The 19,332-nt window shown below is 36.4% G+C and carries 14 protein-coding genes; 12 read left to right on the top strand and 2 right to left on the bottom strand.

Annotation, left to right across the window (positions count from 1 at the left end):
- Positions 1-70: 70 nt before the first annotated feature.
- The 6 genes from R8806_RS14280 to R8806_RS14305 all read left to right on the top strand — a co-directional run bounded on the left by R8806_RS14280 (position 71) and on the right by R8806_RS14305 (position 7,346).
- Positions 71-2,131, top strand: a complete 2,061-nt coding sequence (locus R8806_RS14280) for a hypothetical protein (protein WP_151411736.1) — start codon at positions 71-73, stop codon at positions 2,129-2,131.
- Between the two features lie 108 nt (positions 2,132-2,239).
- Positions 2,240-2,773, top strand: a complete 534-nt coding sequence (locus tag R8806_RS14285) for a JAB domain-containing protein (protein WP_124318293.1) — start codon at positions 2,240-2,242, stop codon at positions 2,771-2,773.
- Between the two features lie 720 nt (positions 2,774-3,493).
- The gene (locus R8806_RS14290; protein WP_124318294.1) at positions 3,494-4,105 is read left to right on the top strand and encodes a hypothetical protein; all 612 of its coding nucleotides are present in this window, start codon (positions 3,494-3,496) and stop codon (positions 4,103-4,105) included.
- A gap of 4 nt (positions 4,106-4,109) precedes the next feature.
- Complete coding sequence (locus R8806_RS14295; protein ID WP_151411739.1) at positions 4,110-5,087, top strand: leucine-rich repeat domain-containing protein; 978 nt, start codon at positions 4,110-4,112, stop codon at positions 5,085-5,087.
- Positions 5,088-5,110: 23 nt separating this feature from the next.
- The gene (locus tag R8806_RS14300) at positions 5,111-6,019 is read left to right on the top strand and encodes a hypothetical protein (protein WP_124318378.1); all 909 of its coding nucleotides are present in this window, start codon (positions 5,111-5,113) and stop codon (positions 6,017-6,019) included.
- A 775-nt stretch (positions 6,020-6,794) separates the two neighbouring features.
- Positions 6,795-7,346, top strand: a complete 552-nt coding sequence (locus tag R8806_RS14305) for an RNA polymerase sigma-70 factor (protein ID WP_167513917.1) — start codon at positions 6,795-6,797, stop codon at positions 7,344-7,346.
- A gap of 243 nt (positions 7,347-7,589) precedes the next feature.
- Here R8806_RS14305 and R8806_RS14310 read toward each other — a convergent pair whose 3' ends face one another.
- Positions 7,590-8,426: an IS3 family transposase gene (locus R8806_RS14310; protein ID WP_164720063.1), complete on the bottom strand. Its 837-nt coding sequence runs from the start codon at positions 8,424-8,426 to the stop codon at positions 7,590-7,592.
- Entirely contained in the window at positions 8,423-8,848 is a 426-nt protein-coding gene (locus R8806_RS14315; RefSeq protein WP_124318325.1) for a hypothetical protein, read from the bottom strand. Before R8806_RS14315 ends, R8806_RS14310 begins: the two co-directional genes overlap by 4 nt.
- 340 nt (positions 8,849-9,188) lie before the next feature.
- Here R8806_RS14315 and R8806_RS14320 point away from each other — a divergent pair, with 340 nt between their 5' ends.
- From R8806_RS14320 to R8806_RS14345, 6 genes are all read left to right on the top strand, one after another.
- A complete protein-coding gene (locus tag R8806_RS14320; protein WP_151412108.1) occupies positions 9,189-10,376 on the top strand; it encodes a FecR family protein in 1,188 nt (395 codons plus the stop codon).
- A 257-nt stretch (positions 10,377-10,633) separates the two neighbouring features.
- Positions 10,634-13,969, top strand: a complete 3,336-nt coding sequence (locus tag R8806_RS14325; protein WP_124317433.1) for a SusC/RagA family TonB-linked outer membrane protein — start codon at positions 10,634-10,636, stop codon at positions 13,967-13,969.
- 20 nt (positions 13,970-13,989) lie between these two features.
- Complete coding sequence (locus tag R8806_RS14330; RefSeq protein WP_124317432.1) at positions 13,990-15,498, top strand: RagB/SusD family nutrient uptake outer membrane protein; 1,509 nt, start codon at positions 13,990-13,992, stop codon at positions 15,496-15,498.
- Between the two features lie 30 nt (positions 15,499-15,528).
- Entirely contained in the window at positions 15,529-16,323 is a 795-nt protein-coding gene (locus R8806_RS14335; RefSeq protein WP_117721165.1) for a DUF4843 domain-containing protein, read from the top strand.
- Positions 16,324-16,336: 13 nt separating this feature from the next.
- Positions 16,337-17,818 (top strand): PKD-like family lipoprotein, encoded by a 1,482-nt coding sequence (locus tag R8806_RS14340; RefSeq protein ID WP_117721164.1) that lies wholly within the window; start codon positions 16,337-16,339, stop codon positions 17,816-17,818.
- A gap of 520 nt (positions 17,819-18,338) precedes the next feature.
- Positions 18,339-18,764 (top strand): reverse transcriptase family protein, encoded by a 426-nt coding sequence (locus tag R8806_RS14345; protein ID WP_124317431.1) that lies wholly within the window; start codon positions 18,339-18,341, stop codon positions 18,762-18,764.
- Positions 18,765-19,332: the final 568 nt, after the last annotated feature.

Consider the following 19,332-nt stretch of genomic DNA (forward strand, 5'->3'; position numbering starts at 1 on the left):
CAATATAGATGAATCTCCTTACCATGTTATACAGGAGGTTAATCCAGCAAATAAAGAGGAATATAAGATTTTGAAATTTAATGGAGCTAAAATTAAAAAAGATTTTGAGCTAGTTACTAGAGTGAAGAGGTTAGAAGATGATGAAAATAAAATTAAAGTTATAGAGTTTAACATGGAGGGGAAGAAGTATCTGGGAGATGTGTTGGATAGTATTCCTTTTGGTATCTTAAACAAGAATAGAACAGGAGTAGGAGCTACAACTCTAGAAATTGAGGCTAAAAGAAATTCCATAATTGTTTGCCCTAATAAGTCACTAGCATATTCAAAATCAAAGTCAAGACCAGATGGTTTATTACAATATGTTGGTAGTCCTATTGGTGATATTACTTCTAGTACTTCCCCAAAAGATATTGAGGATTATATTGATGAGATTAATCAGAAAATATCAGATGGAGAGGATGTGTACAAGAAATTTTTAGTTGTTGCAGATAGTTTGCATAAAGTATATGAAGTAATTGCAACAAAAAAGAAATCTCTTGAATCTTATTTTCTTTTAGTGGATGAAGTGGACATGATTCAATCTGATGCCACATACAGGCCAAAATTAGAAGATGTTATTGATTATTATTTTAAATTTCCTCCATCTAATAGGGCTTTAGTTTCTGCAACAATCAAAGATTTTACTCATGATCAGGTGCAAGAAGAACCAATGTTGGTTGCCAAGTATAATGATAAAGAAGAGAGACAAACCCCCTATCAAGTAATTCATACTAATAATCCTAATTTGATAGTGGCAGGGTATATTCAAGAAAGACATGGTGATGGAGAAAAAATAGTAATTGCCTATAATTCAATAACAGATATAAATGAAATCATACTCTTATTGCCAGAAGAATTAAGGAGTAGATGTGGTGTATTATGTAGTGAAGAGAGTAAAGGTAAAGTGAAAGATTATTATGTGGAACTAGTAGATAAGAAGTTGGAAAAGGATATTACTTTCATGACTTGTGTTTACTTTGTTGGAGTTGACATAAATGAGGGATTTCAGCTAGTTTCAGTTGTAAATGCTGATGTTCCTTATACTTTATTATCCCTTGATAGGTTAACCCAGATAAGAGGTAGATGCAGACATAAAGAAGGGGTGATAACTGAAACTATTTACTATTCCACTAAAGATTCCAGCAAATACAAGTTTGGAAATCTTAAAATGGATGAATACAGGAGTAGGCTATTAAAGAAGGCAGACAAGATCATGCAACTTTATAGTACAATGAATGGTTTTATTGAGGAAGAAGGGGAAATGAAGGATGAATTTAAGAGTTTGTTTGATAAGGTTAAACCTGCAATCCAAAGCTATGCAACAGAAACAATGGGAAGTTTAGAAGTAAGTTTGACTAGAATAGATATAGATAAAAACTATAAAATATCCTATTTTAATATAGATGCACTTGTGGAGATGTTTGATTTGCTGAATAATTTGTATTATAAAAAGGGTAAGTTAGAGGAAGAGTGTGGAGTAGGAATTGGTGATACAATATACCTTGAATTTACAGAAGAGCAGGAGAGATGCAGAAGAATAGTACAGGGTGATAAAAAGGAGAGAAAACATGAATTAATGGAAGTTGCTAAGGAAAAAATATTGATACTTAGCAATGAAGATAGATTGACAAAGGAAGAAATTGAGCAGTTGAAGAGAGAGAAGGGACAAAAGGATATTGAAAGATATTATGATTGGGTGATAGATCTTTATGAATATGTGGAAATAAATGAGTTGTTATCTTTCCTTGGTAAAGATCCAGAGTCAAGAGAATATAGAAATTATAAAAATGGGGTTATATTTAAGGCATTGGAAGATACTAATCTTTTTAAAGCTGCATTATTAACAAGATTTCCTGTATCTGAAACTTATTATTCAACTAATGATATAAAAGCATTTGTAGGTGAGAAGGTTGAAGAATGCTTGCATAGAAAAGTGGATAATGAAAATGTATTAACTAAATTATTTAAATCATTCTTTACAACTAAAAAAGGTAGAGGATATAAAGTACTTAATGTAGGTAATGATAAATATCCTAATCCTATTAAAAGAATAAGTACAAATGAAACATATAGATATTTTGATATAGAATAAATTTGAATATAATAATTAAAGTATATATTTATATAAACTATATAATCTCAATAAAAAACAAACATCATTTTCCATGTTTTGGTTACAAAATTTAAATATAGCTGAAACATGGAAACACTAGAAAAATTACTAAATGTGGCAGAAGTTGAACTGTCTTACAAGTGCCACATAAAACCAGCAGACAGGATAAAGATTTCAGATGAGAAAGATGTGTATTCACTAGCCAGAAGTCTCCTAGAAGATAGGATAGAACACCATGAAGAGATGTATATGGTGTTACTAGATCAAGCACTAAAGGTATTGGGTGTGGCTCTAGTAAGTAAAGGTGGGATTAGTAACACTGTGGTTGATCTTAGGATCATATTTCAAGCTGCAATTCTTGCTAATGCAAGCAGGATAATTCTAGTTCACAATCATCCCTCTGGCAATCTTAAACCAAGCCTGCAGGATGACAAGATCACCAAAAGAGTTTATCAAGTTGCATCCATCCTAGGAATAGAATTAACTGATCACCTGATCATTTCAGAAGAAAGTTATTATAGCTATGGAATTGAAGACAGGATAGATGTGATGAATCCTAGCAGGGATGATTATTCTTCACCATTTTTGAATCTGGATGAGATTGTCTTGCCAATTCATTAAAGAGTGTTAAAACATGGCAAATAAGGCCTCAAATCCTTGATTTAAGCCACTTTCTCCTCCTTTTCATAGGACTCTCTTCATCATTCATAAAAATGGCAATATAAAGCCTAATTAGCCTTATTTTAATCATGTAATTTTGGAAGAAGTGGAGGAATTGTCCCAGATATTTTTAAATGATTATTATATATAAAAATGAAAACAAGTGGGACAATGTTGCACATAGATGTATATAATATACTAAACTAAGTGCAACAAGCATTCAAATCTTCTCCACCCTATGATGGTACAGTTCTAATTTTTACCTTTATATAGAATTAGACCTGTACACCATCTTAAGAAAAAGAGAAGATATTTTACTCTTTAATGTGAATTAGATTTATTTTTGTAATACAACATCCCATGAGGGCATTTGTTTATAATGCTGAATATATTTACTTTTGTATTGCTGGAGTGAGAGATCATGTCTAGCAAACATATTGAAATGTAGAAAGCATTAGCTTATCCTGACTTTAGAGAATCTGGTAAATTTTAGAAAGGTGCAGGGATAGTGACAAATGCTCAACTTGCCATATATATAATCAATATATATAAGGTCAAGCATGGGATGTTATTATCTGTACCTTGGGTTTACCAGAACCTTCTAAAGTGGATAATCTCAATTCCCATGCTTTCTTTGTATAATGACCTTTGGGGAATTGGAGGTACATATATTCAAATTAAATGGAAGATGAAACATATCTAGCAATTTATTATGATGATTCCAATCAAAAAATCAAAACTAGTATTAGTGAAATTGAGGGGTGGTTACAAAACATCAATGTCAATAAAGAGCATCTATCTAAATTCATTTATTATAGATTATACTCTAGGTATTTGAAACCATTCCAATTTGATTGCTGTGAATATAAAAATTACTTTAAAAATGGTTTTTCCATGCTTGCCAATTACTGCCTTTTAATAGAGGCAATTCAATCATTCAAAGAAGGTTTAAAAAACAGCAATGGCAAAGGGAATAAATTATTTGGAGATTTTTTTGAAGAAGAAGATAAGTATTTTTCTGAACTAAAGAATCTTGGAAATAAATTTTATAAAAATGTGAGGTGTGGTATATTACATCAAGGAGAAACTTTACATGGTTGGAAGGTCACAAGAAGTGAAACAGCACCTTTATTTGACAGTTCAACTAAAACTATTAATGCTACAAAATTTGGAAAACAAATGAAAAAGGTGCTAGAAAATTACAGGCAAAAATTGGAAGAATCAGATGCAAATACTCCTATATGGGAATGTTGCAAAAGGAAATTAAATTATGTAATCAATAATTGCAAGTAAAATTATGAAGAAGTATTCAATTCTATTTATGGCTATTGCCACAATGTTATTCATCTCATGTTCAAAAGATGATAATGATTATGAAGATGGAACATGGAGTACTGTTGAGATAGCTTTTGATGTTACTAAACCTCCCATGACAATTAAATTATCAAATTCAACAGCAGATCTTTATATCCATACCCAATGGGGAGATGGCAGTAGCTCAGAAAATATATATGAGCACACATATACAACAGCAGGGAGGTACAATATTGTTGTAAAAGCAAGAAACATGAAAGTTTTCAATATTCACTATAATTACAGTTCAATTCATTTTAAAGATTGTCCAGATTTAATACATAACAATATCACTCTAGATGGTACAACTGACAATTCACTTACTGTTCCCAAAGTTGTAAAATTTGAAAATTGCCCCAAATTAACTACTATACTACTTGAGCTACAAAAAGTAACAAATCTTGAAATTGAAAATTGTCCCAAACTTGAAACATTGGATTGCAGTGTACATCAACTTCAGTCTCTTAATCTAGATTGTCCAGCACTCACAAAACTAGATTGTTCAATGGGACCATTAGAAGAGTTAAATTTGAAAAATTTTCCTTTATTGGAATCTTTAAATTGTTCTTATAATCAACTCAAAAATATAGATTTAAAAAATAATGATAAACTCAAAGAAGTTGATTGTTCTTGGAATCAATTCAGTAACATAACCTTCAAAGGCTTGGACAAACTAAAAGATATTAATTGCTCCAATAATCAACTAACTACATTAAATGTAGAAGATTGCTATGAATTAAAAGAATTGAATTGCAAATTCAATAAATTGACAGAATTAGATCTTAGTGATAATACAAAATTATATTCTTTCATTTGTTTAGATAATCCAATACAAACAATTTGGGTATGGGAAGGGTTTAGATCCATTGATGTTGAGTGGAGTATTCCTTATTATGGGGCAGAATACAAAGTAAAGCAATAATATCATATTTAAATTTTATCATAATGAAAACAATTATTCCAATTATTTTAATGGTTCTTCTTTGTTCATGCAACAACTACCTACAATTAGTACAAATTCAAGGCAAAGAGGATATATCTATCAAAGATGATAGATTGGTTTATGAAGATGCCAATTGTAAGATTAGCTACAACTTTTGGTGTGAAGGGGGATATTCTGGTTTTGAATTTCATAACAAAACAGATCAGATGATTAAAATTGATTTGTCAGAATGTTTTTTTATCAAAAATGGGTATGCTAATGACTATTATCAAGACAGGACATTTATAGAACAACAAAGCTTTGGTTCTTCTATAACTTCAATGTTCATGAATAGCCAGTCAAGAGGTGAATACTCTTCTTCTACTACTTATCCAATAGGATTCATAGGGCAGCCATACAAGACAAGTCATAAGGGCAGATCATCACAATCAAGCAGTAGTCAAGGAACAAGCTATTCCTTTTCAGCAAGTAAAAGTGTGGGAGTTGAGGTTGCAGAACAAAAAGTAATTAGTATCCCACCTCATTCAACAAAAGCAGTCAGGGGATTTGTGATTAATCCTTCCCTTTATAGGAATTGTGATTTACTACTATACCCAGATTACAATAGCCAAAGGAGTATAAGAGCAAAGCAAAAAGTAAGTACACAAAAGTTCTCTTTCAATGAATCTCCTTTAATTTTTTCAAATCATATCAAGTACTATGTAGGAGATCAAAAAGCTGGGCATCTTGTTAAAAATGAATTCTACATGGATGAAGTCAAAAACATGAATTATAAAGATGCCACTAGAAAGGTTTACTCTGAATGGTGTGGAGATAAACAAGCAAAAATTGAAGTAGTGAAAGATGCTAGCATTAACAAGTTTTATTTGTTATACCACAGAGCCACTAATAATGAAAAGGTAAAACATTAATAAATTTCTTTATAAGAGGGGAGTATAACATAAACACTCCCCCTCCTATTCATAGGATACCTTTCATCCCCCCTATCAACAATATAAAACAAACATCACATATTGAAACTTGGTGTTAATAGGTATTTTTTGAATCAAGATTATTGTATTCTCCTAGGAATCAGGAAGTCAAAAAATATTTAAGTTACTCCATATCCTTTAGTAGAGAGGAGGCATCAGCTTTGGCTGGTGTTTCCTTTCAAATTATAAAGTAATGATTTGAAATTGATATTAGGTTTGTCTGTTATGATATGGGGAATAAGGCCTTTTTTAAGTCATTACAGCCATTTTGGTAGTATGAATGATAAAGAATAGTTTGAAAAAAAATAAACAAGAATATGAAGATAAAAAAAGGGTATTTTAATTCATCTTGAAGATCATCCTTGTGAATTTTTAATCTGAATTGTGTTGCAGATAGATTGTATATATATTAACAACTAAGTGCAACAAACAGGGTGTATTCTATTAAGAATCTGTGAAATGATGAAGAAAAAGCAGATTGTTTGTCTGTGTAATATATTGATTATTAATATATTACATAGGATTTACTAGGTATCATTAGTGGTATCATTCCATTTTTTTATTATTGTAACTTATTGAATATTAGCATGATATAAGAAAATAATTCTCCTAGTGGGGCAACAAAAAGCAGAAATCCCTTGTAGTTTTCAACTATGAGGGATTGTTAGTTTCTGAATATTTTTGTAGGTTAATTAATAGTTGTTATTTTTGCCGGGTGAGCGAAAAGGCGATTTATACAAGAAAGTTCTCTACGGAGAGAAAACAGAAAGATTTCTTCACAGAAAATTTTCCGTTGTATCTGCAATTTGCTTTAAAGTATATAGCAGATGAGGAGGTATGTAAGGATATAGTTCAAGAGGCATTTATTAAGTATTGGAAACAGGAAAATAATTTTAAAGATGAAGTATCTTCAAAGGCTTACCTGTACAAAAGTATTCGTAATGGTTGTCTGAATCAGTTGCGACATAGAGATATCCGGAGGAAATATTACGAATCTTTACCGGAAGATTGGGAGTCCGAGGATTATTTTATGGAGAACGTGATCAAGGAAGAAGTGGCTGATATCGTGCTTAAGGAGATCAATAAACTCTCTGAAACAAGTCGGAAAATCTTGTTACGCTCTTTAGATGGCTATTCAAACGAGGAAATTGCAGAAGAATTAGGCGTTTCTGTGAACACGGTTAAAACCCACAAGGCCAGAAGTTATATTGTACTTCGCCAGAATTTGGGACATTTGCGGTCTTTGGTATTTTTCTTATTATTTTGATTCCCGGTTAATTATATTGCAATATGAAATTGATATCGTCTAGAGTAAGCTGTCCCTAGTCTGAAGGTGGGCTATGTAGTTTCCTAAAATTGGTTTACTAGATTTGACATTCAATAAATTGTATAAAGCATTTTCAATTCTATTTTCTGTTACAAGTTTACTTCAAAAAACTGTAATTCCTGTAATAGTTTTACTTTTTTATTGGCATCCCGGGAATTCCCGGGATGCCAATAACACTTGGCGTCAATACATGACCCTGGCGAATAACTCTTTTTTATCGCGGTGTGCCTGGTCCGGAACTTTCAACCCGATAGCCATGTGTGGTCTTCTGGTGTTGTATATCCCGATGATTCTCTCCACTTGCATTCTCGCCTGGTCAATATCTCTCAAGACCATATCGTTTAACCATTCCCGTTTCAAAATCCCGTTCACTCTCTCGGCGATACCGTTATCGTAAGGGGAGCCATCTTGTGTCACGCTGACTTGAATACCGTGTTCTTTCAATATCCCGGTGTACAGCGAGGAGCAGTATTGCCCACCCCGATCCGAGTGATGAACAAGCTTATCGCTAAAGTTGGGAGGTAGCGTTGCCAACGCCCGGCACAACGCCTTCACGGGACCGGACGAGTCCAGGGTGGGGTGAACTTCCCACCCCGTGATCCGCCGGGAATAAGCGTCGGTTACCAGCGAGAGATACACGAAACCGGCACTCGTTGACAGGTACGTGATATCACTGACCCATACCTGGTTGGGGCGGGTAACTCGAAGCCCTTTCACCAGGTTCGGGTACTGGCGATGCCACGCCCGGGAATCCGTCGTGATGACCCGGTACTTCTTCTGTTTTATCATTAAATCGTGAAGGTGAAGTAAACGATAAAGCCAATCCCGACCGACGGGAAGCCCGTTAGACCCCAGCATGTTCCACAATTTATTAACCCCGAGGTTAGGCATGTCACGGCGAATATCCTGGACGATGGAAAGAACGTAACGCTCGCGTTCCTCGCCTCCACGATCGGCACGGAGGCTCTTGTAATAAGCCTGCTTGCTGTAGCCAAGGGAATTGCAAAGGTGTTCCGTCACGGCTTTACCTCCCCGCTCTTTTTGTCTCTCGACAATCCCGCTAATAGCATCTCCTCGTAGTTTTTTTTTACATCAACATGCAGGCGTTCCCTGGCTAACTCTAGCATTAACTCGTAAGCTTCCACTAGTATTTTCTGTTTCTCTACTTCCTGACGTAAAGACTCCAGCTCGGCGCGTTCTTGATCGGTCATCGGGTATAACATTTTGTAATTACGCGAAGATAAACGTTTGTGTTGTTCTTCCGATAAAACGCGAGATTTATACTTGTGTAGCCAAACGTGAAAAGTCGAGGGTTTGACCTCGTACTTGGCTAGAACTTCCGCGTAACCCATTTCATTGATTATTCGATCTCGTACCGCTGATAATTTCGTCTTCACGGCGTAATAACGACGACGAACAGGGGGAAAATTTAATTCTGACATTGGTTTACTAAGTTTACTGTAAACTTTTTTCAGGACAATACACTATTCTTTCCCTTGACCAAGAACGTAACAGGTACACAACACGAACGGAACATAAACGGCGATGAGGGTACATGTTCCGTTCGTGTTGTGTCTGTATTCCCACGGTGTCTTAGAGTAACGATTGAGTAAAGATAGCCGAAGTAGAATTTATTTCAAAGGCTATTCATGAAAACCCTAAATTTGGATGAAATTTAAATAGTTTTTTAAGTAATAAAATATTTTTTTTTAAAATACGTGCGACTGTCATTCTGTTTTCTTTCTGAAGTGTTTTATACTTAAAAGGATTAAAATATTTGATATGAAATTGGATATTCAATCATGGATAAGAATCGCACGAAGACTTGGCAAACATATACTAGAGCCATCCGATATAGATACGGATTCGGAGATTAAGATTTGGCGAGAAACATATAAGTCGAGCGAGAAAGTAATGAAAGATCTAAATGATCCTCATTTCTTTGCCCAAAAAGCTGTTTTAAAAGAAGAAATCAATAAACGACACACGTGGGAAGATTTCATTGTTTGGCGGCGACAGCGTGATAGAAACAGGAGATTACAATTGTTACGTTATGCTGCGGTAGTGTTGATCGTTATGGCGAGTGTTCCGGTAATTTGGTTTTTAGTTGATAAGCCTGTAGAATTCCCGGTTGTTGTACAATCCGGGATAGAAGCGGGAGGAAAAAAAGCTTTTTTGAAGCTAGATAATGGGAATGAGATATTTTTGGATAAACAACTTTTATTGAAAGAAGAGGATGGAATCGTGATCCGGAACACTCAAATAGGGGAGGTTTCTTATCAAGATGAGGGGAGTATACCTTTGGATTCTGTGATTCGATATAATACATTGTTTATTCCCCGGGGTGGGGAATACCAAATCACGTTGGCTGATGGGACAAAAGTATGGATGAATTCTGATTCGAAATTGATATTTCCGGTTCGATTTCCCGGTAACAAGCGGGAGGTTATTTTAGAAGGGGAGGCGTATTTCGAAGTGGCCCATGATACGACTAGGCCTTTTTACGTGAAGGCATGTGGTATTGATATCCGGGCGACGGGAACGGCTTTCAATGTCATGGCTTATGGTAACGAACCGGAGTGTAAAGTTACTTTGGTGGAAGGAGGCGTGAATATTGAGAAAAACGAATTCTTGATAAGTCAATTGACTCCCCGAATTCAATTCTGTATAGATTTGAAAACTCAGGAATATAAAACGTGTGAGGTTGATCTTCGAGTTTCGATAGCTTGGAAAGACGGGATATTTTTTTTCGAACAAGAATCTTTCAGGTCTATCATTGCTAAATTATCTCGTTGGTATGATATTACAATCGTTTGTAATACCCCTGATTTGTATGATTATCGTTTCTCTGGAGAAATACGAAAATACGAAAATGTGCTTAAAGTATTGGATATGTTGAAATTAACTAATGAAATAACTTATTCGCTTCAAGCTGATCGTAGTATCATGATATATAAGGTGAATGACTAGGAATCAAGTGATTGTAAAAATCAATAAACGAACGTTTATTATTTCGTTTTTAAAATGAGCCGATAAATCTAACTTGAATAAAACAATAAAAATGGATATTACAGTATGAAACTTCTTATTTTCAAATGTTTAAATAAGAAAAATATGAAGATGTAAAAATGAAAAATCAATTATGTACTTTTTTATAGTGATTTATGCTCATATGTAAAAACTAAATAATAAACGTTCTATTAATGAGTTAATCTAATATTGAATTTATGGAAAAAAATTACGAACGACTTAGGACGAGCGCTCGGAAAAGAGTGGTTGTTTTTCTATTAACATGTTGTCTGGTATGTACTCACACAATACTTTGTGCAAGTATTTATGGGCAAAAAAGATTGGATATCGTACTGAATGATATATTATTGGTTGATGTATTAAAATATATTGACACTCAAACGGAATATGCCGTTTTATATCGTTCTGATCAATTAAACAAGATTAAATTGAAATCGGTAAGTTTTAAGGACGCTACTGTGGACGAAGTGCTTTCCTTTTGTTTAAGAAATACGGGTTTTTCTTATCAAATAAATGAAAACACGATTGTTATCAGTAAACGAGTCGGGCAAAAAGATGTTTTACCACAGCAAAAAGTGATTCGTAACATACGAGGAACTGTGATGGATCAGAAACAAGATCCCTTACCAGGGGCGACAGTGATCATTAAAGGAACTACTATCGGAACCGTTACAAATACGGATGGTAAATTTACGCTAAAAGTTCCGGAAGACATGAAAACATTGCTTGTTTCCTTTGTAGGGTATAAATCAAAGGAAGTGCAACTTGGGGTTGCAGATTCGGTTACGGTTGTTCTTGAGGAGGATGTGGTGGCTATGGAAGATGTGGTGGTTACGGGTTTCTTCGAACGGAAAAAAGAGGGATATGCGGGTACTGTAACGACAATAAAAAAAGAAGATTTGCAAAAACTTTCTACAGGTAACATTTTTACCACAATCAGCACGATTGATGCCGGGTTTAAAATCAATGAAGACAATGTCAATGGTTCGAATCCAAACAAATTACCGGATTTCACGATTCGAGGAAAGGGAAGCTTTCAGAATGGTTCGACTTCTCCCTTGTTTATTCTGGATGGGTTTGAAGTTTCTGCCGAGAAAATATTCGATATGGACGTGAACCGGATCGAGACGATAACCTTATTGAAAGATGCTTCCGCCACAATTTTGTATGGTTCCCGGGCTGCTAACGGGGTAGTGGTTATCGAAACTGTAGCTCCTAAAGCCGGACAGTTACGGGTGACTTACGATTTTAAACCGACAATTGCATTTGCTGACTTAACGGGATATGATTTGATGGATGCAAAAGAGAAATTGGAGTATGAGCGCTTGGCTGGTTTATACGATCATACTGGAGATTTGAATGAAAATTATGAAAAGGATGTGGATTATTACAGTCGATATAAAAATATTCTTGAAGGTGTGGATACTTACTGGCTTTCTCAGCCCGTTGAGAATTCTTTCTCTCATGCACATTCATTGTATGTGGAAGGTGGTGTAGAAAATGTACGTTATGGTATTGATGCTTCATATAATCAACAAAAAGGTGTTATGAAGGAATCTGGACGAGATCGAATGGGCTTAGGTTTTTCGTTGATATACCGGATAAAAGATAAAGTGACAATAAAAAATTATGTTTCTTACGCTTACACGAAAGCTTATAATTCTCCTTATGGTGATTTTTCTATTTATGGACGTTTAAATCCTTACGAGCGTGTGCGTGATGATAAAGGAGAACTTATTCCTCTTTTGTTGAATGGGGACTCAAATCCATTATATGATGCAGAATTGCCGGGTCGTGATTTTACGAAAACTCAAGAGTTTAATGAACAATTAAGTGTGGATTGGATCATGGGTGACGGTTTTCGCTTGCGAGGACAATTATCTGTCAGTAAGTCAAATAGTGAAACAGAGAAATATACTTCACCTTTTGCATCTCAGTACGTATTGGAGCAACGTAATCCAGAAACAGGGACTCAGGAATATGTTCCGATCGAAAAACGGGGAGAATTAAGTTTGTCTACCGGGAATGTCATTTCAGTCGCTTCTAACGTGACGCTTAATTACAATAAACTGGTTGCAGAAAAGCATCTTTTTTATTTAGGCTTGGGAATGGAAGTTAATACGTCTAATAATCGTTCTAATGGTTATAGGTTGACCGGATTTCCTGATGATCGTTATTCAGATCCCTCATTTGCGATTCAATACAAAGAAGATACGAGGGCTTCGAGTAGCGAGAGTGTGACGCGTGCGATCGGGTTCTTCGGAAATCTGAACTACATTTATGACAATCGCTTTTTCGTTGATGGTTCTTTACGGTATGATGGTTCTTCTCAATTTGGTGCGGATAATAAATATGCCTCTTTCTGGTCTCTTGGAGGGGGATGGAATATTCATAACGAGAGCTTTTGGTCGAAAACTTCTCTGATAAACATGTTGAAAGTAAGGTATTCTTATGGAATCACGGGTAATCAGGAATTTTCGGCTTATCAGGCAAAGACAATGTACAAGTTTCAAGTAGATCGTTTGTATGGTACGTTGATTCCTGCGACATTGATGGGATATGGTAATCCGGATTTGAAATGGCAAACACAACGTCAGTCCAATATCGGTCTTGATTTCGGGATGATGCAGGATCGGTTTAGGATGACGTTTAACTATTATCGGAAACGAACGAAGGGAATGTTGACGTCCATTACGGTTGCTCCTTCCTTGGGATTTTCGTCAGATAGTTTCACGGCTAATCTTGGTGAAATTAAGAATGTTGGTTACGAGTTAAACTTGAATATGGTGTTTATCCGTGATCGTTCGAAAGATCTTGAATGGGCGGTATTTTTTCAGGGAGCGAATAACGAGAATACATTGGTAAAAATATCAAATCAATTGAAAGGTATTAATGACCAAAATAATGCGAATAAAACAACGCCGGGAGCCGTTTACGAGGAAGGGCAATCCATGAGTGCGATCAAGGCTGTGAAATCGTTGGGAATTGACCCGGTAACCGGTCAGGAGATTTTTGTAAAGAGAGACGGGACTCTTTCTTATACATGGGATGCGAATGACAAGATTCTGTGCGGGGATTCGGAGCCGAAGTGGTTTGGAAATATTGGTACTAATTTATTCTGGAAAGGCTGGAATCTGAATATGGTATTCAAGTATAGTTTTGGGGCAGATTATTATAACCAAACCCTTGCCTCGCGCGTGGAAGGAGCTAACCCTGCGGAAAACGCTGACCGACGGGTGTTAAATGATCGATGGACGACCCCAGGAAGTCATGCTCTCTATAAAAATATCAAGGAGTACACCACTACGTTTATTTCCACACGTTTTGTACAGAAAGAAAATACGGTTCAATTGAGTAGCCTTTCCCTTTCCTATGATTTCCCGAGGGAATGGTTGAAAAAATATCGCGTGAACACGCTACGTTTGAGCTTTTTTGCTAATGATCTTTTCCGCTTATCGACAATTAAAGAGGAGAGAGGGTTGTCTTACCCGTTCCAACGTAGTTTCGTGTTCGGTTTGAATGTCGGATTTTAATATTGATAAATGATTATATTATGAAGTCAAAAATATATTATATTATTCTGTCCATTTTGCTTTCGCTGACTTCGTGTAACAGTTGGCTTGATGTGACTCCACAGGGGCAAATGGAAGCAACTGACATGCTTTCGTCTGAAAAAGGATATAACTCGGCACTCGGGGGAGTGTATTATACATTGTCAAGTTCATCCATGTATGGTAAAGAGTTGTCTTATGGGATGATGGATTTACTGGCACAATATTGGGATATCTCTAATAATACATCACACTCTTATTACAAATTATCTCAGTATGATTATAAGGATGCGAATGCGATATCGAAATTCAATGCTATTTGGAAAGGATTTTATTCTGCTATATCTCAATGTAATCTGATTATTTCATCTATTGAGAAAAACCGTAGTAGTATTAAATACTCGGAATTGATAGAGGGTGAAGCTTATGGACTTCGGGCATTTGCACACATGGAATTATTCAGGATGTTCGGCCCGGTGATAAAAAGCGAGGCAGATCTTGATAAACCTGCAATCGCTTATCGTACAGAATTAAATACGGAGGCGCAAAAATTTGAATCGGGTAGGGAGATTTTGGCGAAAGTAAATACCGATTTGACAAAAGCTTTGGAGTTGATGAAAGATGATCCGATTAAAACGATTGGTAGAAAAGGGGATTTAAATACGTCCCGGTTAGATTATAATGAGGTGGTTAATAGACGGGGATCTCGGATGAATTATTATGGTGTTCTCGGGTTATTAGCTCGATTGGAACAATTAAGATTAAATCAGGATCAGGCTTATATCTATGCAAAACGGGTGATAGATGAGGTTGAAGAGACAAAAGCAATTACCCTTATTGACAAAACGAACATAGAATCGACCGTAGATTCTTGGAAAGATTTGAATTATTCTTGCGAGATGTTATTCTCTCTTTACACGAACAATTTATATGAAATGACCAATGCTGTGTTCTATATGGATGGAGAGAGTGGAGACTCAAGAACTTCATTCGGGATTACCACAAATTTGTACACCACATTTTTGAATGAGATATATGGACGTACACCCGATGGGGCAGGTACGGACAATCGCTTGCGTTATTGGTTTAAACTTCGAGAAGGTGGGGAATATTACGAGATATTAAAATTGAAAAAAGCTCCTGAGGCGCAAGGATTGTCGGCAGCCTATGATCCAGAAGTACCTATTATGCGTTTGCCTGAAATCTATTATATTGCTTGTGAGGCACAGATCGGGAAGGATAATGATTTAGCTCTTTCCTATTTGAATGCGGTGCGTGAAACCCGTAATCTGGTGAAACTGGAAGGATCGTTAAGTGCAGAAGAATTGCGTGAATATTTAATGCGGGACGAGCGTAAAGAGTTTATCGGGGAAGGATGTATGTTTTTGTTCTATAAACGATTATTTGCGTCGATTTACGTGAAACAAGGGGTTGTTATTGCCCCGCTGGATGCAAATTTTGTATTTCCGATACCAGATGCCGAGTACGAGTACTCGCCTAACGAGAAGTAAGCGAATGACTAACTATTTAAAAATCAGAATATGAATAAAATAATGAAACTATGCACGAGTATTTTCGTGATCGTAATGTTTTACTCGTGTAATCAAGATATCGATCGTTTCGACAATGCGGACAATTATATTTATTTTAATATGCCGTTCGTATTAAATCAATACGGGAAAGAGACATCCGTGAGACAGGATAGTTTATCTTACTCTTTTGCGCTGGATGATATTTCTGTTACCTCGTACGTGTTTAAAATTCCGATCAATACTGTGGGGCTTGCTCATTCGCAAGAAAGGACTTACCGGGTGGAAGTCGTAGCTGACAGTAGTAACGTTACGGATGCGGATTGGGACAAGAGCTGTATTGAGAATTTGACGGTTAAACGTGATAGTTTACGTGACACTTTATATGTGAAAGTGTTTCGTTCCGAGAAGATTCGTTCACAATGGTGTCATATTGTCTTCCGGCTTCTCCCGAACGAGAATTTCCAATTGGGAGACGAAAAGTTATTAACAGCCAAGATATCTTTTTCCGATATTTTGACTCCCCCGGATTGGTGGAATAAATGGCAAGGAGTTTTTGGAGATTTCTGTCGGGAGAAATTTGTAAAATGGCAGGAAATCTATTATCTGGGAGCCGATCCGAACGTGGAGACAATAGGCGGCCCGGGTCTTGGTAAGCCTCTGTACTGGGATAATATGCCTTACTATGCCATGTCTTCCTGGTATCCGTCAACGTTTATGTTTGTTCGGATTATGAAACAATATTTTATTGATAATGAAGTTTATCCGGACGGGGATACTTCTAAACCTAGAGTTTTACTTCCATAAATAAAAGATCGTTATGAAAAGTATATATTTATTATGCATTATGCTAGGGGTTTTATTCTGTCGTTGTGCTGAAGATAAAGGAAATTATGATTATACGCCTGTAGATGAGCTGACAATTACGGGAATCGATGGCACTTATACCAAGATAGTGGGCGATAGTCTGAAAATACCCGTTACATTTGAGCATACCGTTCAGGGAGAGAATGAAAATTACGAATATCTTTGGGAGATGGATGGGAAGAAAATAGCGGATACACGTGATTTGGGTATTCTTACCCCTTCAGACATGAGTTTCGGAAATAAAACATGTCGTTACACTGTGATTGATAAAGATAACGGGATGAAATATTATAAAAATTTTGCAGTAAATATCGTTTCTCCTTTTAATTGGGGGTATTACTTGTTAACAGAACGAGAGGATCATTCATCTGTGATTTCCTATTTTTCTGTTATGGATGGAAATGATAAATTTATCCAAACAACCTCAATAAGTGGTGTTGAGTTGGGTGATATGCCTCGCTCGTTAGCAGGAAAATTCGGACATATTTCTGCTTTAAAGGATTATTTCTGGACGATAACTTCCGTGACATCAGGAGGTGAGAATCCGGTTATTATAACTGAAAATGCGACTTTTATTCCCAATAATATTGTCAACACGAGTTGTTTTGTTGATCAGGAGTCTGGTTATGTTTTTGCTCCGGAATTTGCCCCTTTGAATAGGCAAGGGAATCAATTTTTTATAAGCCAGGGGAAGTTTATCAGTTATAATAAAGGTTTGCTCTATCGTCCTGCGAAACATGGCAAAGACTATTATTGGAGTGATCCGGTTTGGAGTCAGGCTGGTTATCCACATATGTTTGTTTTTGATAAACTTTCTCAGAAGTACTATACAATTCAATCTCAACCCAATGTGCCGGAAGAGGGTATCGTGGGGGATTCTTATGCTTATGATAAAGTTGTAGCCATTACAGATTGTCCCAGTTTTGAGGGGCATACGATTATCGGTACGATGGCAGAGTATGCGGCTCCTTGGGATGATGCGACAATCGTGACGGCTAGTTCGAATGGGATTAGTTTGATAAAAATATCTTATGCATATTCCACCGGTGAGAGCAAATGTGGATCTCCCGTTGTATTGCCCTTAGCTGGTGTGGATAGTGATTCTAAGGCTTTATTAGTAGGTAAGGATTGGTATTTTGCCGTGGGAAACAAGATTTATACTTCTCCCGTTTTATTACCGACTTTGGCAGATTTTGTGACAATTCCAGAGGATTGCGGTAAAATTGTAAGTATGAATAGTTCGGCCATGCAATCTCTATTGGTTGTTGCTACATACAATGAAAAAAGTAGTGAAGAATTAAAAGGATCGGTTATTTTTATTGATATGCAAACAAAAAAACAAACTGTGTACAAAAACGTAATTCATAAATGTGTGTCTATCTTGAGTTGTAATGCGGATCCGTATGGCTGGGAAGGATATGGAGATGGTAAGTAAAAAAATGATTTAGCTAGTTTAAAGTTGTGTGACTATTTTGCTTGAAGAGTTTTACTTCGGCAGGTTTAAGAGGGGACAAGGAACAAAGACTTGTTCCCTCTTTTTGTTCGCCCAGCACGAACGTATTCTAACGGGTGTAAGTCCCTAATGCGCCCTAATAGCGGGAAGCATACAGCTCAAGACAAGGGTGTCCGTCGTAAGTCAGAATCTGAAGGAAGTCAGCGGCAAACATCTGGCCTGACGCACAGAAACTTGATATGAAGGCTTGAGGAAGTAAGTCAGTCTGCAAAACAAGACAAAGCTTGATAGCTATTCGGAACTTTCAAAGTAAATCAAGCGGGTATAAGATAGAAAGAATACGTCCATAACTGGGGAGGTCTTACGGGCTTGGCGATGAGCCTGGCAGTAACAACGAACAGTGAGAAGTCAGCAGACGCCATAGTAGCCAGCAGGGTAAAAAATCGGCAGTTGGTGAAGGGCAGAACTTTATTTAAGCAAGTAGTAACGTAATAATTACCAAATGGAAGAATCAGTGCAGAAAACTTCGGGAGAATCTGGGGGCTGTCGCCCAAAGTCCAAGACGGAATCCGAAGGCTATGGTGGAGTGCATACTTTTATGGGGATAGTTGACGGGAAACTTGTGGAAGTGTATGTAGACAGCAGCAATTTATTGGAATACATCCTTCGTCTGGACAATCTGAACCGTGTTTATCGTCAGGTTGTTCGCAACAATGGTGTTGGGGGTGTCGATAAGATAGTTATGAGCGAACTGTTGCCATACCTGAAACTCCACAAAGACGAATTGCTGAAACAGCTAATTGACGGTAAATACCCTCCGCTGCCCGTCTTTCGGGCGGAAATCCCCAAAGACAACGGCAAGACTCGCCCACTGGGCATTCCTACAGTCGTTGACCGCTTTGTCCAACAGGCAGTCAGCCAAGTATAGGTTGACGTGTGAGAGGTCGGAAAACGAAAGTAGGAAGAAAGCTACTTCGTTTTCCTCCTACTCGATTTGTGATTTTCTAAAGTGCAATATTTTGATTTTCAGTTTGTTTGTCTTCATTCCCTTTTTTGATTGAATTATTTGTGATATTAGGATCAAGGAGTAGTTTAAGTCATAAGAGGTATCATTTTAATCCCTTCAAATGTTAGGTAATTAACGAGAGTTTGATATAAAAATAATTTATTCTTTTGAATATTAATAATATAGCGATAAAGGTGTTCAACGTGTATAGTTAAATCTCGGGTTTTCTCGAACTTTTACTAAAACGATAGAGTTATAAATCAGTATCACTAGCGGATCATTTCCGGGTATAAAATTTTTAGTAAGCTTTTAAAACACTTATAAAACGCTATTATATATAGCGTTTTAATAGGGTTTTAATAGCGTTTTACACGGTAGTGATACGGATGTAATCATGAATTAATTCTCATCTTGTGTATTAAATCGGACTTAATACCAGATTATTTCCCCACGATTACCTCTTCTAATTCTTTCTGAGTCCTTGTATGCT

The organism is Butyricimonas faecihominis, from assembly GCF_033096445.1.
GTDB lineage: Bacteria > Bacteroidota > Bacteroidia > Bacteroidales > Marinifilaceae > Butyricimonas > Butyricimonas faecihominis.

What these genes read in the sequence shown, in the direction of transcription:
- R8806_RS14285 (WP_124318293.1), top strand. Translation starts at nt 2,240, where the DNA reads ATGGAAACACTAGAAAAATTACTAAATGTGGCAGAAGTTGAACTGTCT.
- R8806_RS14290 (WP_124318294.1), top strand. Translation starts at nt 3,494, where the DNA reads ATGGAAGATGAAACATATCTAGCAATTTATTATGATGATTCCAATCAA.
- R8806_RS14295 (WP_151411739.1), top strand. Translation starts at nt 4,110, where the DNA reads ATGAAGAAGTATTCAATTCTATTTATGGCTATTGCCACAATGTTATTC.
- R8806_RS14300 (WP_124318378.1), top strand. Translation starts at nt 5,111, where the DNA reads ATGAAAACAATTATTCCAATTATTTTAATGGTTCTTCTTTGTTCATGC.
- R8806_RS14315 (WP_124318325.1), bottom strand. Translation starts at nt 8,848, where the DNA reads ATGTCAGAATTAAATTTTCCCCCTGTTCGTCGTCGTTATTACGCCGTG.
- R8806_RS14320 (WP_151412108.1), top strand. Translation starts at nt 9,189, where the DNA reads ATGAAATTGGATATTCAATCATGGATAAGAATCGCACGAAGACTTGGC.
- R8806_RS14325 (WP_124317433.1), top strand. Translation starts at nt 10,634, where the DNA reads ATGGAAAAAAATTACGAACGACTTAGGACGAGCGCTCGGAAAAGAGTG.
- R8806_RS14330 (WP_124317432.1), top strand. Translation starts at nt 13,990, where the DNA reads ATGAAGTCAAAAATATATTATATTATTCTGTCCATTTTGCTTTCGCTG.
- R8806_RS14335 (WP_117721165.1), top strand. Translation starts at nt 15,529, where the DNA reads ATGAATAAAATAATGAAACTATGCACGAGTATTTTCGTGATCGTAATG.
- R8806_RS14340 (WP_117721164.1), top strand. Translation starts at nt 16,337, where the DNA reads ATGAAAAGTATATATTTATTATGCATTATGCTAGGGGTTTTATTCTGT.
- R8806_RS14345 (WP_124317431.1), top strand. Translation starts at nt 18,339, where the DNA reads ATGGAAGAATCAGTGCAGAAAACTTCGGGAGAATCTGGGGGCTGTCGC.